This window comes from Desulfobacula sp., from assembly GCF_014237455.1.
Taxonomy (GTDB): Bacteria; Desulfobacterota; Desulfobacteria; order Desulfobacterales; family Desulfobacteraceae; genus Desulfobacula.
In genome coordinates, this window is record NZ_JABZFL010000063.1 from 63,779 (window position 1) to 77,203 (window position 13,425).

The following is a 13,425-nucleotide window of genomic DNA, read 5'->3' on the forward strand; positions in this document are numbered from 1 at the left end:
GCAAAACTGTTTTCCTTTTCTAATTAAAGTGAAGTGCCGTTACAAATTATTTCAGGTTTAGGAGAGAAAATGGATGAACAAAAACGATTATTATTAGCCGTCGTGCTTTCCGTGGTAGTCCTTGTAGGATATCAGACATTCTTTGTAAAGCCGCCGGAGCCTAATAATCAACCCCAGCAGGTTCAAGACCGGAAAGCAGATCAGGTTCAGGAAGCCAGCCCATATGTTTCCGAATATAAAACCAAGCCAGAGCCAGGTGTTGTGCCTCAACCGGTTGAACCTCAGAAAAAAAATTATCGAACCATATCCGTATCAACCCCTCTTTATAATATTGCCATTTCCGAATATGGTGCTGCGGTTAAAAACTTTGAACTGAAAAATTATAAACAAACAAACGAAACAGGCTCTCCTTTAAAGCAATTGGTGTCGGAGCAGCTTGTATCCGGAACCCTGTTTTTTGAGCTTGAAGGGCAGTCAGTCCCTGGATTAAAAGATGCTGTCTATACGGCAAAAATCGATACCAATGAGACCTCTTTTTCCGAAGGTGAAAAAACCATTGAATTTACCCTTGAGACACCCCAGGGGATTGTGGTGAAAAAGATTTTTACCTTTAAGGCAGATTCATACATGATTGATTGTGATATTGTTTTTCAAAACGGATCTGCCATGTCGTTAAACGATTCTCTTGTGATTTCAACGCCGGGATTTTTTAATGAAGAGACTAAAAAAAGATCCAGATTTGCATTTGAGGGACCGGTGGTGCTTATTGATGATGAATATACCGCCATTAAACCCGATGATATAGAAGATAAAAACACCTATCACGGAAAAATTGACTGGTCAGGATATTCAGAACGGTATTTTATGACGGCGGTCATGCCCAAAAAGAAAGATGATGATAGTGCAAATGATACAATACTCAAGCTTTCTTATACCAATGATATGGTTACCAATGATTATATCCAGAAGATGGATCGACTGGATCCGGGCAAACAAAGCAGCTATTCCTTTATTTTTTATATGGGTCCGAAAAGCCAGAAGGTATTGGGCAAATATGACAACAGCCTTAAAAATGCAATCAATTTTGGATTTTTTAATATAATTGCCAAGCCGCTTTTGATTACCATGAATGTCATCCATGGAGTGATTCCCAATTATGGTATCGCCATTATCCTTTTGACGATCTTAATCAAACTGATTTTCTGGCCCCTTGGAACCAAGAGTTACAAGTCCATGAACAAGATGAAAAAAGTTCAGCCGTTGATGATGGAAATCCGGGAAAAATTTAAAGGCGACAAACAGAAAATGAATCAGGAAACCATGGCGCTTTATAAAACATATAAAGTAAATCCGGCCAGCGGGTGTTTGCCCTTACTGGTTCAAATGCCTATTTTCTTTGCACTTTACAGGATGCTTTACCAGGCCATTGAGCTACGGCACGCACCATTTATCGGATGGATATCTGATTTGTCCGCCCCGGACAGATTGTTTGAGTTTAATTTTGCAATTCCAATGATGCAGGCACCCCACGGCATACCCATGCTGACACTTTTAATGGGAGCATCCTTCTTGCTACAGCAGAAAATGACGCCGACCACAGGAGATCCCATGCAGGCCAAAATGATGATGTTGATGCCGATATTTATGACCGTATTATTCATCAATTTTCCGGCAGGATTGGTTCTGTATATGTTTGTGAACAACATCATATCCATGGGGCAGCAGTATTATATTCAAAAGAAATTTTCGTAAGTAGGAGGTAATATGACACAAACTCAGGAATTCAGCGGAAAAGATGTAGATATCGCTATAAAAAATGCCTGCGCAGCATTAACACTTTCAAAAGATGAATTAGAATATGATGTAATTTCAGAAGGTACTTCAGGGATTTTTGGAATTGTTGGCAGAAAAGATGCCAAAATTAGAGTTGCTCTTCCGGATATGTATACTGATAAATCTAAAGAAATAGAAATGGAAGGAATCAAGTCCATTGTGGATGAGGCGTTTGGTCAGGAAACAAGACTGGAAGAACCCAAAAAGGAAGAACCCAAAAAGGAAGAATTCAAGTCCTTTGAAGCACCCGAGCCGGTTGATGTGTCTGAAGACTCGGTTACTCTTGGTACCGAAGCATTACAGAGAATGGCAGACTTGATTACGGATGATGCCGATGTAAATGCCAGCACAGAGGCTGACAGACTGACCTTAAGCATTGAAGGCGGGAATGCCGGCATTCTGATTGGCAGAAAGGGTCAGACCCTTGATGCCATGCAGTTTTTGACCGACAAAATTATCAACAGGAAGAGTGAAGCCAGGGTCAGGGTCAAGGTGGATATCGAAGGATATATGGAAACCCGTAAAGCCAATCTGAAACACCTGGCATATAAAATGGCGGATAAGGCCAAAAAGACAGGGCGTCCTGCGACCATTAACCAGATGAGCGCACAGGACAGGCGTATCGTGCATCTGGCATTAAAAGATAACGACAATGTCCGAACCCAGAGCATGGGTGACGGGTATTACAGAAGACTTGTGATTTTCCCCAAAAAGAAAAATGCCTTTAGAGGGAAAAGACGGTTTAGAAAATAAAACACCATGAATGATACAATTGCCGCAATAGCAACCCCCTATGGAAGCGGCGGTATTGGTGTTATACGGATCTCGGGCCCTAAAGCCTTTGATATTGCATCAAAGCTTTTTTCAAAAAGAAAATTAAGGCCCGAAGGGTGTACAAATTTAGAATCTCATAAGGTCTATCACGGATATGTTTTTAACAACAAAAACAAAGAGATCATAGATGAGGTTTTACTGATCCCCATGAAGGGGCCTTCCTCTTATACGGCAGAGGATGTCGTGGAAATCCAGGCCCATTCCGGAACCATTGTATTGAGAACCATTCTGGATGAAATACTCTCACATGAGGCAAGGCTTTCTGAACCCGGAGAGTTTACAAAAAGAGCTTTTTTAAACCAGAGAATTGATCTGACCCAAGCCGAAGCAGTTGCAGATATAATCAATGCAAAATCTGCAGGTGCGCTGAAATTTGCTGCGTCCCAGAATCTTGGAGCATTAAAAAATCAGATCCGGGAACTAAGAGAAAAACTGATTCATTTTTTATCCCTGCTTGAAGTAAATATTGATTTCCCGGATGATGTAGAACCGTTTAAACCGTCCAGAAAAGAGATGGAGCTGATTGATGATGTGCTTGAAAAATGCCGGGAGTATGTCAAGCAGCATGAGGATGCCTGTTTTTTAAAGGACGGTATTAGGATTGCCATTTGCGGTGCACCCAATGTGGGAAAGTCAAGCCTGATGAACCGGCTGCTTGAACAGGACCGCGCTATTGTGACACCCATCCCGGGAACTACAAGGGATCCCATTGAAGAAGGGCTGAATATCGACGGCATACCGTTTGTGATTATAGATACGGCAGGTATTCACCAGAGCGATAATCTTGTGGAAATTATCGGTATTGAAAAGGCCAAAGACCACATTACCGCATCCGACCTTGTGTTGTTCATGAAAGAGCCCGGAACTCATTTTACCGACAAGGAATTTGAAAAAGTGGTGTCTCTGGAAAATCAATTGGACAAGAAAGTTATTTTTGTAGTTAATAAAATTGATCTTGATGAAGACAACCTGCCAACGCTTTCAAAAAAGTACCGGCATATCCCCAAAATTGAAATTTCAGCCCTCTTTAACAACGGGATCAAAGAGTTAAAACAAAAAATAGTGACGACCAGTATAGCTGATCTGGATATGGAAAAATCATCCGTTATTCCAAATTTGCGGCATAAAAAAGCCCTTGAACAGACTATTGAGAGTCTGATATCTGTAAAAACAGGGTTAGCCCAAACCCTGGAAGAAGAAACGCTGGTAATTGATATTAAAAATAGTATTGATTCCCTTGGAACAATTACAGGAGAAACCGCTTCTTTAGATATATTAGATCGTATTTTTGATAATTTTTGCATTGGTAAATAAAGGATAAACAATATGATATTAAATTTAAAAGAACACTTTGTTAAATATGAAGCATTGGTCCAGATGGTGGACGCAGTGTTTGACCGCGTAAAAAAAGAATTTCCCAAAGAAGTGTTCTGCCGGGAAAAATGCAGTGACTGCTGTTATGCGATTTTTGATCTGACACTCATAGAAGCGCTTTATTTGAAAGATAAATTTTTAAAAAAGTTTATGGGTAAAGATAAAAACGATCTCATTGAAATTGCCGGCAAAACAGACAGGGCCCTTACGAAGATGAAACGGGAGGCATATAAAAAAGTTAAAAACGGTGCAGACGAACTGGAAATAGTCGGAAAAATGTCCCAGGAGAGAGTCAGGTGCCCGCTGCTGGGTGAAGATAACCTCTGTGTCATGTATGAGCACCGGCCGATTACCTGCAGGGTTTATGGCATCCCCACCTCCACAGCCGGTGTCAGCCATATCTGCGGCCGGACAAATTTTATACAGGGAGAGCCTTACCCGACATTGAATATGGATAAAATTTATACCCAGCTCCAGCTCCTTTCTGCCCAATTGGTAAAGGATATTAATTCTGAAAAAATAAGAATGCATGAAATGTTGATTCCTGTCTCAATGGTGATGGTTACAGATTTTAACGAAGAATATCTTGGAGTCAGAAAAGATGGATAAGCTTACCCCCGAACAAATTGAAGAAAGAAAAAAAACCATTTTTGATGCCATGGGAAAAAGAGGCCAGAAACAGATCCTCAAAAAAGGGTATGACAACTGGGACCCGTTCCAGGAACCCAAAGATCCCATAGATATCAGGAAAGATAAAACCAAGCGAACCAGCCAGACGTTAATCAGGGAGTTCCTTTCCCGGATCGATCATGATGAGTACTCTAATTCTTTTGCCCAGGGGGCCTTTGAAATGTGCCTGGGTATCATCAATGATGACGAAAGGATCAGGGGGATGTTTGAGTTTGCCTGCTGGTATGAAGACCTTTTAAAAAAAGAAGGTCATGATTCCCCCTGATATGAAAATGGATATGGAAGCGGACAAAAAAGATGTCTTAAATATCCTTTTCCAATCTGATGTTAAACTGACGGCCCAGGCGTATATCAAAAAAATAAAAGAGCGGTTTTCACTCTCTTTTTTTGAGGCCAAAAAAATATTACAGCAGCTCATTGATGCGCAGGAGCTGTCCTACCATTATCTTTATGGCGCCACCTATGTGGAAAAAAGTTTTTTAAAGCCCGTCTCTATTACAAAGCATTTTATTCTCAAGCCCCCGGGATTTCAAGGCCGGTCAAATCAAAGCAATGGTGGCCAAAAGAAGATTGACCCCAATAAAATCGAATTGATTCTTGACCAGGGCATTTCTTTTGGTTCCGGTCAGCATCCTACGACACAGCTATGTCTTGCCGCCATTGATGTTTGTTTTTTTGAAAAACAGATGATGGCTTCCAAAGAAAATTTGGCAGGAGCTGACATTGGAACCGGTTCAGGTGTGCTTGCCATGGCCATGTGTCTGGCAGGGCTTACATCATGCAACGCCTATGAAATCGATCCGGTTTCTATTAATGAGGCCAAAAAAAATGTGGCGCTTAACCATCTTACGAAAAGAATCAAAGTGATTGAAGAGTATATGAAAGAAAGCAAAAACAGGTTTTCAATCATTTCTGCCAACTTAAGATTTCCAACGCTGGCAGCATTATCTGATATGATTTTTAACAGTTTAAAAAATAATGGTATTGCTATCCTGTCCGGTGTAAGAGAGTGGGAAAAGGATCAGTTCGTCGCTATTTATTCAGAAAAAGGATTTGAGCTTGTCTGGCAGCAGGATGAGAAAAAATGGTCCGGCTTTGTGCTGGTAAAAAAAGTATGTTAAATCTAATCTTATGTTAAAATCGTTTACTCATGTTTTTTTGATTCTTTTTTTAAGCCTTTTTCTTTATGGAAATATCTATTTCTGGACCGATGAAAATGGGGTCAAACATTTTACCAATATTGCTCCGCCTTTGAATGAAACGGTTGAAGAATTTAAGGAAAGCGATGTTGTTTTTCAAAAACAACAATTTAAGGTATTAAAAGTATTTGACGGGGACACCATAAAGGTCACAAGAGTTGATTTGATATTTAAAGTACGACTTGTGGGAATTGATTCCCCTGAAACTGGATTCAAAGGTCAAAAAAGCCAACCCTTCAGTCAAAAGGCGAAACAACATTTAACAGACTTGCTGGACAACAAAAAGGTTGCAATTAAAAGTTATGGCACAGGCGCATATAACAGGCAGTTGGCAGAAGTTTTTATCGGTAATAAAAATATTAATATAGAAATGATAAGAGCAGGCTTAGCTGAGGTATATACAGGCAGGCGGCCTAAAAAACTTGATTCGCAGCTCTATTTAAAAGAAGAAGCAAGCGCCAGGAGAGCAGGAAAAGGGATGTGGATACAGGGTAGCCGTTATAAAAGCCCACAGCAATGGAGAAAAGAGCACCCAAGAAAATAATTTTAGGCTTGCCAAACTCTTTTTAAGTGTTTATTCTCTTTTTAGGTAAAGAATGTCACTTTTAAAGCAATTTATAGAGTGCGTTTTTGGAAAACTTTTTTTAAACTATTATAAAGGAGCCGGCACTATGAAAGACAGAGCACTGAGAAGGCACCAGGATTTGAAAGTAAAAAGAAAAAATCAAAAAGCTTATAATAGTTGCATTTCGGATTTGCCCCAATCGGAAAAGCAAGAGTTGGAAAACAATATTGAAAAATTAAAAAAAGTTTGTGTAGCAAGGCATTTTGATGAACGTTCTAAAAAGGATGTCAAAAAAACATTCCAGGAGATGAAACATGATATTTCCATGGAGGAACAACTAGAGCTCAACTAACCGGAATAATTATTAATAAAAAGCCTCATTAGGGTTTGAAGTACCTTCATCCAATGAGGCTTTTTATTTTTACGATATTAAAATGGTATATCATCGTCTGGAATCGGTTCCTGGCCGCCTGTCATGCCCGGACTTGTCGTTCCCTGGGAAAGATTATTGGATCCGGAATCGGCTTGCTGGTTGTTACCGCTACCCTGATATCCGCCGCCTCCGCCCTGGGCATCCTGTTTTCCGCCAAGGAACTGGAAGTTGAATGCCACGATTTCAGTAATATAATGTGTTTGGCCGTCTTTTTCATAAGTTCTGGTTTGAAGTTTTCCTTCAATGAAAATTTTACTGCCTTTTGATAAATATTTTTCACAGACCTCTGCCTGTCTGCCAAATACCTTGATATTATGCCATTCTGTTTTTTCTTGTTTTTCACCCGTGTTTTTGTCTGTCCATTGTTCACTGGTTGCGATGGAGAAATTCACCATTGCCGTGCCTTGCTGAGAATACCTAATTTCAGGGTCTCTGCCAAGGTTTCCTATAAGCATTACTTTATTTAAACCCGCCATTTATTTTCTCCTATTTTGAATAGATTTAAAAATATTTATTTGTCTAAAATATTTACCTGATTCAAAACTTTGTGTCAAAGGGATATTTTTTTAAATATTGACAATTTTTGGATTTAGGCTTATGTTGCTATTAAGGTAGCAACGTTTTGGAGAAAAAAATGGATAATTATTCAAATTTAAAAGAGCTTGGTTTCTCGCAATATGAGGCTGCCTGTTATATGGGACTCGTTGCCAATCATCCGGTTAACGGTTCCCAGTTGAGTAAAATTTCAGGAATTGCCCGGTCAAGGATTTATGACGTGTTACGGAATTTGATTTCCAAAGGGTATGTGATTGAAGTCAACTCCGGTCAGTATGCGCCTTTGCCCTCAGATGAGCTGCTCAGAAGGCTGAAAAGAAGTTTTGACAGTAATATAGAGTCGTTTGAAGATCAGATTGCAACGGCATCCCAAAAGAATGATTTTGAATATGTCTGGACCATCACAGGATATGAGAACGTCATGGAAAAAGCCTTGGAAATGATTAAAGAGGCTAAAGAAGAAATCTATATCAGGCTGTTTCCCAAAGCAAACAGGCATTTGGATGAGTATTTAACTCAAGCAGATAAAAGAGGGGTTAAAATCCGTTATATTGCCATGGGAAAGATTGAAAAAAAATTTGATATTCAGGTCATGCATCCGAATCATGAACTATTGCAGCAGATCATTGGCGGACGTTCTCTAGAAGTGATTATAGATAAAAAAGAAGCGCTTGTCGGGATATTTGAAACAGATAATGAAGATAGTTCACCCATCAACTGGACAAGGAATCAATGGTTTGTCGTGGCCAACCGCGACAGTCTTCGCCATGATTTCTATCATTGTTTCTTAGAAAAAATACTGGACCGACACCAGAAATTGACTAAAGAAGAAAAAAGAATTTACAACATTATAAAAGAGGATAATTAAGAGAGGTGCGTAAGGTGACTACAATGAATAAAAATCGTTATTTCAGTGGATTTTCCACTGAGAATGACAAAACTATTTTCAATCTGGAAAAAAATTATGGAGCACACCATTATGCCAGAATCAATCTTGTTGTCAGGCATGCAAAAGGATGCTGGCTGACAGATGAAAAAGGCAATAAATACTTAGATTGTCTGGCAGCATATTCAGCCGCAAATCCGGGTCACCATCATCCTACCATCACCAATGCGATCATGGATGCCCTGATTGGCAATTATGCCTCTGTATTGTCCAATGTCGTGTTCACAGATCCTTTGGGAATTTTTCTTTCCAAGATTGCAAAGTTTGCTCCCCAGATGGCCCCTCGGTTTGGACCTTGCGGCAATAAAGCGCTTCCCAAAAACGGTGGGGTGGAATCTGTTGAAACCGCCATAAAAGTTATGCGGTATTTTGGATTCAAGCATAAAGGAATTAAAGACGGAAACCAGGAGATTATTGTTTTTAATGAGAATTTTCATGGCAGAACTATTTCAGCGGTCTCTTTTTCATCCAGCAAAAAATACAAACAAGGGTTTGGTCCTTTAACTCCCGGATTTGTATCTGTTGAATTTGGTAACCTTGAACAGGTAAAAAAGGCCATCAATAAAAATACCTGCGGAATCCTTGTGGAGCCCATGCAGGGAGAAGGGGGGATGAATGTACCCCCTGAAGGGTTTCTCAAAGGTCTTCGAACGCTTTCCGATGCGCATGATCTTTTGCTGGTATGTGATGAAATCCAGGTGGGAATGGGAAGAACAGGGGAAAAATTCTGTTTTGAGCATGAAAATATTGTTCCTGACGGCGTGATTCTTGGAAAAGCACTTTCAGGCGGTCTGGTTCCTCTGTCTGTTTTTATCACCAATACAAAGATTATGGATATGGTCTTTTCCAAAGGGTCAGAAGGATCAACCTTTGGCGGTTATCCTCTTGCCTGTGTGGCCGGTACTGCCGCTTTAAAGGTGTTTGAAGAAGAAAAACTGGCAGAACAGGCAGCCCGGAAAGGAAAAATACTGAGAGAAAAAATTGAAAAGATTGCTGAAAAATCCGTTCATGTCAAAGAAGTTCGGGGAAAAGGGCTTTTCATCGGTATCGAAGTAAAAAATGGCAATGCCATGGATTTTTGTCGAAAATTATTAAAACTTGGGGTGATCGTCAATGACAGCCACGGCCATACCATAAGGATTTCCCCACCGCTGGTTATAAATGAAGAAGAGATGGATTTTATGGTTAAACAGCTTGAAGCAGTTCTGGTTGATTAGAGAAGCAGTTTTTGAGAAACTATACAATATTTGTTAAAATGTCTTGACAACTTTACAAATATTATTTATTTTAACCTCATCTTTTAATGATTATTTTGAGGTTAAGAATGCTCAACCCACAGTCACCCATCCCTTTATATCATCAACTGTCGGATATCCTCACAGAACAGATCCGGTCCGGGACCTACAAACCGGGTGATGTAATCCCGTCTGAAATCGGTATTGCAAAACAATACAGCATCGGCCGCCCAACGGTCCGGCAGGCCATGGATATTCTTGTCAGAAAAGGACTTGTGGAGCGCAAAAGAGGCTCCGGAACTTTTGTAAAGAGCCAGGATCAACAAGTGGATCTTTTTTCCCTTGCAGGCACATCCCAGGCATTTTTAACAAAAGGGATTGAAACAACATCAAAAAGCATTGAGCCTGTAACCCTCAGGGAAATCATTGACGACAAAAACAACCCGTTTAATAAAAAAAGAGCATTTTTCTTGTCGCGATTAACCATTGCCAAAAAAGAGCCGGTTATATTAGAGGAGTTCTATCTTCACCCGGAGTTGTTTTTAGGGCTGGATAAGATTGATTTTGAAAACAGATCGCTTTCCCGGGTAGTGTCGGATCTTTATTACCTGAAACCTGAAACCGGCCGGCAAACTTTTAAAATATTTTTTTTATCCAAAGACAAAGCAAAACTATTGAACTTGAAACCTGCGGCCCCCATTCTTGAAGTTCAAAGAACACTTAATTTTCCGGGAGCAAAAAGCGCTATATTTTCAAGATTGTACTGCCGGACAGAGACATTTGCATTCTCCCAGACCATAAGCCTTGAGAGGACATAAGGGCTGGATATGAAAATCGATAGGTTATTATCAGTCAGGAGCAGATAATATGAAAGACAGGGGATATTACGGTAATTATGGCGGGGCGTTCCTGCCGGAGGTTCTGGTTGCCACATTTGATGAATTAGAAGTTGAGTTTGAAAAAATCAAAAATGATCCGTCCTTTTGGAAAGAGTATGAAGCCTTGATGTCGTCATACTCATGCAGACCCACACCATTAACATTTGCCGGCAATCTTACCCAAAAGTTTGAAGGTGCAAAAATATATATTAAGCGCGAAGATCTTAATCATACCGGTGCCCATAAGGCCAATAATGTCATGGGCCAGGGGTTGCTGGTCAAACAGATGGGTAAAAAACGGGTGATCGCAGAAACCGGTGCAGGCCAGCATGGGGTTGCAACCGCCACCATGGCAGCAAAGTTCGGGTTTGACTGTACCATCTACATGGGGGAAAAGGATGTGCATCGGCAGCGGCCCAATGTATTCTGGATGGAGCAGTTGGGCGCAGCTGTTGTTCCTGTAAGAGACGGAACAAGAATTTTAAAGGATGCTATAAATGAAGCGTTCAGGGACTGGGTAACTAACATGGACACCACCCATTATGTCCTGGGAACCGCCTGCGGGCCGCATCCGTTCCCGGAAATGGTCTCCTATTTTCAATCCATTATAGGAAAGGAAGCCAGACAGCAGATCCTTGATGTGGAAGGGAAACTTCCCAAAAGGGTGTATGCCTGTGTGGGCGGTGGTTCCAATGCCCTGGGGATTTTTTCAGGATTTTTTAATGATCCGGTTGAACTGGTGGGGGTTGAGGCTGGCGGTAAGGGAGTAAATTCCGGCATGCATGCGTCAAGATTATGTTCAAAGGATGCAAGCACCGGTATTGCCCAGGGATATAAAACTTATTTTCTTCAGGATGATGACGGCCAGATGAAAGAGACCCACTCGATTTCGGCAGGACTGGATTATGTCGGGGTATCCCCCATTCTTTCCCATATGCATGATCAGGGAAAGGCAAGGTTTGAAAGTGCCACGGATACCCAGGTTGTAGCAGCATTGAAACTGACCATGCAAAAGGAAGGCATTATTCCTGCCCTTGAATCCTCCCATGCATTTGCCCAGGCCTTTAAGGAGGCGCCCTCCCTTTCAAAGGAAGATGTCATTATCATCAACCAGTCCGGCAGAGGGGATAAGGATATTTTTACAATAGCAGACGCGGTTGATGATCCCAAATGGAAAGAATTTATTATTGGAAAGGCTGAAGAATACAATGCTTGAATCCTATATAAAAGAAAGGCGCAAAACAAAAGATATCCTTTTGATGACCCATATTGTTATCGGGTATCCATCCTTTGAAGCTTCTCATGAAATCGTAAAACAGATGGTTGAGGCGGGTGTGGATTTAATGGAATTGCAGATCCCGTTTTCAGAACCCATGGCCGACGGCCCGGTCATTTTAAAAGCCAACCAGAATGCCATAGAAAAAGGGTCAACAGTTAAAAAATGTTTTGAATTTGCACAGAGAGTATCAAAAGAGTTTCCCCTTCCGTTTTTGTTCATGAGTTACGCCAACATTCTTTATAAATACGGGATGGAACAATTTTCAGACAAAATGGCTCAAATAAATTTAAAAGGTGCCATTGTTCCCGATCTTCCGCCTGAAGAGGGAGAGGACTACATCAGGGCCATGAAGAAAAATAACTTAAATCCCATTTATATTTTTTCACCTGAGACCAGTGATGAGCGCCTGGCGTACCTGTCTTCCTTTGCATCCGGGTTTGTCTATTGCCTGGCAAGAAAAGGGGTAACCGGAAAACAGACAGCTTTTTCCGATGACCTTTCAGCCTATCTTTCAAGGTGCAAAAAGGCAACAAACCTTCCCCTGGCCGTGGGCTTCGGCGTAAAAGAAAAGGTGGATGTCGACTATTTAAAAGGCAAGGCAGACATTGCCGTGATCGGTTCCCAGACCATCCGGCTCGTTGAAGAAAAAGGAGCTGTCGCCACAGGAGATTTTATCCGAAGCATTCTTTAAATATAGAGGGAACCGCTCATATTTCATTCCAGACTTTTTTACTTTTATTGATTTTTTTATGAACATTTTCCCATGTTTTGGTCGTAAGAAAAGAGTCTTTATACCGGTCAATCATCTGGATCAACATTTTAAAAGGAATCGTAAAGGAAAGTTCATCTGTTTTAAAAAATTTTCTGGCAGAGGGATCCCATCCACCCACAACAGCCCTGTTTTTGCCTTTTTCAAGATAATGCAGGGGCCAGACTGCCAGACTGCCGCAGGCAGCGCTCCAGGGTGATGCCACAACTTCAGGATCATTTGTTACAAAAGCGGCAAGCTGGTGAAGTCCATTCAAAGATTCCGGACGTGTGAAAAAAGAAACCAGCAGCGGTGTTTCTTCTTCAGAAAACTGGCTGACAGGCTTAAACACACAATACTCTCCGGCGGCCGGCACAGGATCAACATACTCGAAAATTTGTCGCAAATGATCAGGAGAATCACAATAATGTTCACCTTCTATCCTGCCGGGAACCCCTGAGGAGACGTAGTGAATAATGGTTTCAGTCTGGGGCTTGTTGAATCCGAGCCAGAAGGCACCACCCGGGCATCCAAACTGTGTTGAGGAAAAATAGGCAGCGGTCTTTTTTTTCCTGGCAAGCCATATCTTGCCTATGACACAGGAAAATTGTCCAAATACCTCCTGCCAGTTGATTTCATTTTTTTTTCTTTTTCCCGGGTCGGCAGATCCATGGGGTCGCCCATTAAAGGGCAGGTCACCCATTAAAGGGCAGGTCAAGAGAAAAAACACCTCCCCGAACGAAAATTAAGTTATTCGCTTGACCTTGATACATTGAGTCAACTACATTTGCTGTTTTTCCTCTTTTCCACACCCGTTATTTCTATTCTTGTGGATTAGGGTTCGATTAATATCGAC

At 41.1% G+C, this 13,425-nt stretch carries 15 protein-coding genes and 1 pseudogene; 14 read left to right on the top strand and 2 right to left on the bottom strand.

Annotated features, from left to right (window positions below):
• Positions 1–69 precede the first annotated feature (69 nt).
• The 9 genes and pseudogenes from yidC to HGJ91_RS09445 all read left to right on the top strand — a co-directional run bounded on the left by yidC (position 70) and on the right by HGJ91_RS09445 (position 6,847).
• Complete coding sequence (gene yidC, locus HGJ91_RS09405) at positions 70–1,752, top strand: membrane protein insertase YidC (RefSeq protein WP_291347472.1); 1,683 nt, start codon at positions 70–72, stop codon at positions 1,750–1,752.
• Positions 1,753–1,764: 12 nt separating this feature from the next.
• Positions 1,765–2,586, top strand: coding sequence for an RNA-binding cell elongation regulator Jag/EloR (gene jag, locus HGJ91_RS09410; protein WP_291347473.1), 822 nt, complete (start codon positions 1,765–1,767; stop codon positions 2,584–2,586).
• Between the two features lie 6 nt (positions 2,587–2,592).
• Positions 2,593–3,981 carry a tRNA uridine-5-carboxymethylaminomethyl(34) synthesis GTPase MnmE gene (gene mnmE / locus HGJ91_RS09415; RefSeq protein ID WP_291347474.1) on the top strand — a complete coding sequence of 463 codons (1,389 nt, stop codon included), beginning with the start codon at positions 2,593–2,595 and terminating at the stop codon, positions 3,979–3,981.
• Between the two features lie 12 nt (positions 3,982–3,993).
• Entirely contained in the window at positions 3,994–4,650 is a 657-nt protein-coding gene (locus tag HGJ91_RS09420) for a YkgJ family cysteine cluster protein (protein WP_291347475.1), read from the top strand.
• Positions 4,643–4,996: a hypothetical protein gene (locus HGJ91_RS09425; RefSeq protein WP_291347476.1), complete on the top strand. Its 354-nt coding sequence runs from the start codon at positions 4,643–4,645 to the stop codon at positions 4,994–4,996. Before HGJ91_RS09420 ends, HGJ91_RS09425 begins: the two co-directional genes overlap by 8 nt.
• The gene (locus tag HGJ91_RS09430; RefSeq protein WP_291347477.1) at positions 4,983–5,852 is read left to right on the top strand and encodes a 50S ribosomal protein L11 methyltransferase; all 870 of its coding nucleotides are present in this window, start codon (positions 4,983–4,985) and stop codon (positions 5,850–5,852) included. Before HGJ91_RS09425 ends, HGJ91_RS09430 begins: the two co-directional genes overlap by 14 nt.
• A gap of 10 nt (positions 5,853–5,862) precedes the next feature.
• Positions 5,863–5,994, top strand: a pseudogene (locus HGJ91_RS09435) (DUF4124 domain-containing protein); the annotation flags it as partial.
• A gap of 99 nt (positions 5,995–6,093) precedes the next feature.
• On the top strand, positions 6,094–6,474 hold the full coding sequence (locus HGJ91_RS09440; RefSeq protein ID WP_291347494.1) for a thermonuclease family protein: 381 nt from the start codon (positions 6,094–6,096) through the stop codon (positions 6,472–6,474).
• 160 nt (positions 6,475–6,634) lie between these two features.
• Complete coding sequence (locus tag HGJ91_RS09445; protein WP_291347479.1) at positions 6,635–6,847, top strand: hypothetical protein; 213 nt, start codon at positions 6,635–6,637, stop codon at positions 6,845–6,847.
• A gap of 77 nt (positions 6,848–6,924) precedes the next feature.
• On the opposite strand, the gene HGJ91_RS09450 is transcribed toward HGJ91_RS09445, so the two are convergent.
• Positions 6,925–7,404: a single-stranded DNA-binding protein gene (locus HGJ91_RS09450; RefSeq protein ID WP_291347481.1), complete on the bottom strand. Its 480-nt coding sequence runs from the start codon at positions 7,402–7,404 to the stop codon at positions 6,925–6,927.
• A gap of 158 nt (positions 7,405–7,562) precedes the next feature.
• Between HGJ91_RS09450 and HGJ91_RS09455 the strand changes: the two genes are divergently transcribed.
• The 5 genes from HGJ91_RS09455 (at position 7,563) to trpA (ending at position 12,512) form a co-directional block, all read left to right on the top strand.
• A complete protein-coding gene (locus HGJ91_RS09455; RefSeq protein WP_291347483.1) occupies positions 7,563–8,351 on the top strand; it encodes a TrmB family transcriptional regulator in 789 nt (262 codons plus the stop codon).
• A 23-nt stretch (positions 8,352–8,374) separates the two neighbouring features.
• Positions 8,375–9,646 (top strand): ornithine--oxo-acid transaminase, encoded by a 1,272-nt coding sequence (gene rocD, locus HGJ91_RS09460; RefSeq protein WP_291347485.1) that lies wholly within the window; start codon positions 8,375–8,377, stop codon positions 9,644–9,646.
• Positions 9,647–9,753: 107 nt separating this feature from the next.
• Positions 9,754–10,482, top strand: coding sequence for a GntR family transcriptional regulator (locus tag HGJ91_RS09465; protein ID WP_291347487.1), 729 nt, complete (start codon positions 9,754–9,756; stop codon positions 10,480–10,482).
• Positions 10,483–10,531: 49 nt separating this feature from the next.
• A complete protein-coding gene (gene trpB, locus HGJ91_RS09470; protein ID WP_291347489.1) occupies positions 10,532–11,758 on the top strand; it encodes a tryptophan synthase subunit beta in 1,227 nt (408 codons plus the stop codon).
• The gene (gene trpA, locus HGJ91_RS09475; protein WP_291347491.1) at positions 11,751–12,512 is read left to right on the top strand and encodes a tryptophan synthase subunit alpha; all 762 of its coding nucleotides are present in this window, start codon (positions 11,751–11,753) and stop codon (positions 12,510–12,512) included. Before trpB ends, trpA begins: the two co-directional genes overlap by 8 nt.
• 16 nt (positions 12,513–12,528) lie before the next feature.
• On the opposite strand, the gene HGJ91_RS09480 is transcribed toward trpA, so the two are convergent.
• Positions 12,529–13,287 carry a DUF169 domain-containing protein gene (locus HGJ91_RS09480; protein ID WP_291347493.1) on the bottom strand — a complete coding sequence of 253 codons (759 nt, stop codon included), beginning with the start codon at positions 13,285–13,287 and terminating at the stop codon, positions 12,529–12,531.
• Between the last annotated feature and the right edge of the window lie 138 nt (positions 13,288–13,425).

Bases quoted from the DNA above. Each gene is read 5' to 3' on its own strand.
- HGJ91_RS09455 (WP_291347483.1), top strand. From the start codon at position 7,563: ATGGATAATTATTCAAATTTAAAAGAGCTTGGTTTCTCGCAATATGAG.
- HGJ91_RS09420 (WP_291347475.1), top strand. From the start codon at position 3,994: ATGATATTAAATTTAAAAGAACACTTTGTTAAATATGAAGCATTGGTC.
- yidC (WP_291347472.1), top strand. From the start codon at position 70: ATGGATGAACAAAAACGATTATTATTAGCCGTCGTGCTTTCCGTGGTA.
- jag (WP_291347473.1), top strand. From the start codon at position 1,765: ATGACACAAACTCAGGAATTCAGCGGAAAAGATGTAGATATCGCTATA.
- HGJ91_RS09450 (WP_291347481.1), bottom strand. From the start codon at position 7,404: ATGGCGGGTTTAAATAAAGTAATGCTTATAGGAAACCTTGGCAGAGAC.
- mnmE (WP_291347474.1), top strand. From the start codon at position 2,593: ATGAATGATACAATTGCCGCAATAGCAACCCCCTATGGAAGCGGCGGT.
- trpA (WP_291347491.1), top strand. From the start codon at position 11,751: ATGCTTGAATCCTATATAAAAGAAAGGCGCAAAACAAAAGATATCCTT.
- trpB (WP_291347489.1), top strand. From the start codon at position 10,532: ATGAAAGACAGGGGATATTACGGTAATTATGGCGGGGCGTTCCTGCCG.
- HGJ91_RS09465 (WP_291347487.1), top strand. From the start codon at position 9,754: ATGCTCAACCCACAGTCACCCATCCCTTTATATCATCAACTGTCGGAT.
- HGJ91_RS09425 (WP_291347476.1), top strand. From the start codon at position 4,643: ATGGATAAGCTTACCCCCGAACAAATTGAAGAAAGAAAAAAAACCATT.
- HGJ91_RS09430 (WP_291347477.1), top strand. From the start codon at position 4,983: ATGATTCCCCCTGATATGAAAATGGATATGGAAGCGGACAAAAAAGAT.
- rocD (WP_291347485.1), top strand. From the start codon at position 8,375: ATGAATAAAAATCGTTATTTCAGTGGATTTTCCACTGAGAATGACAAA.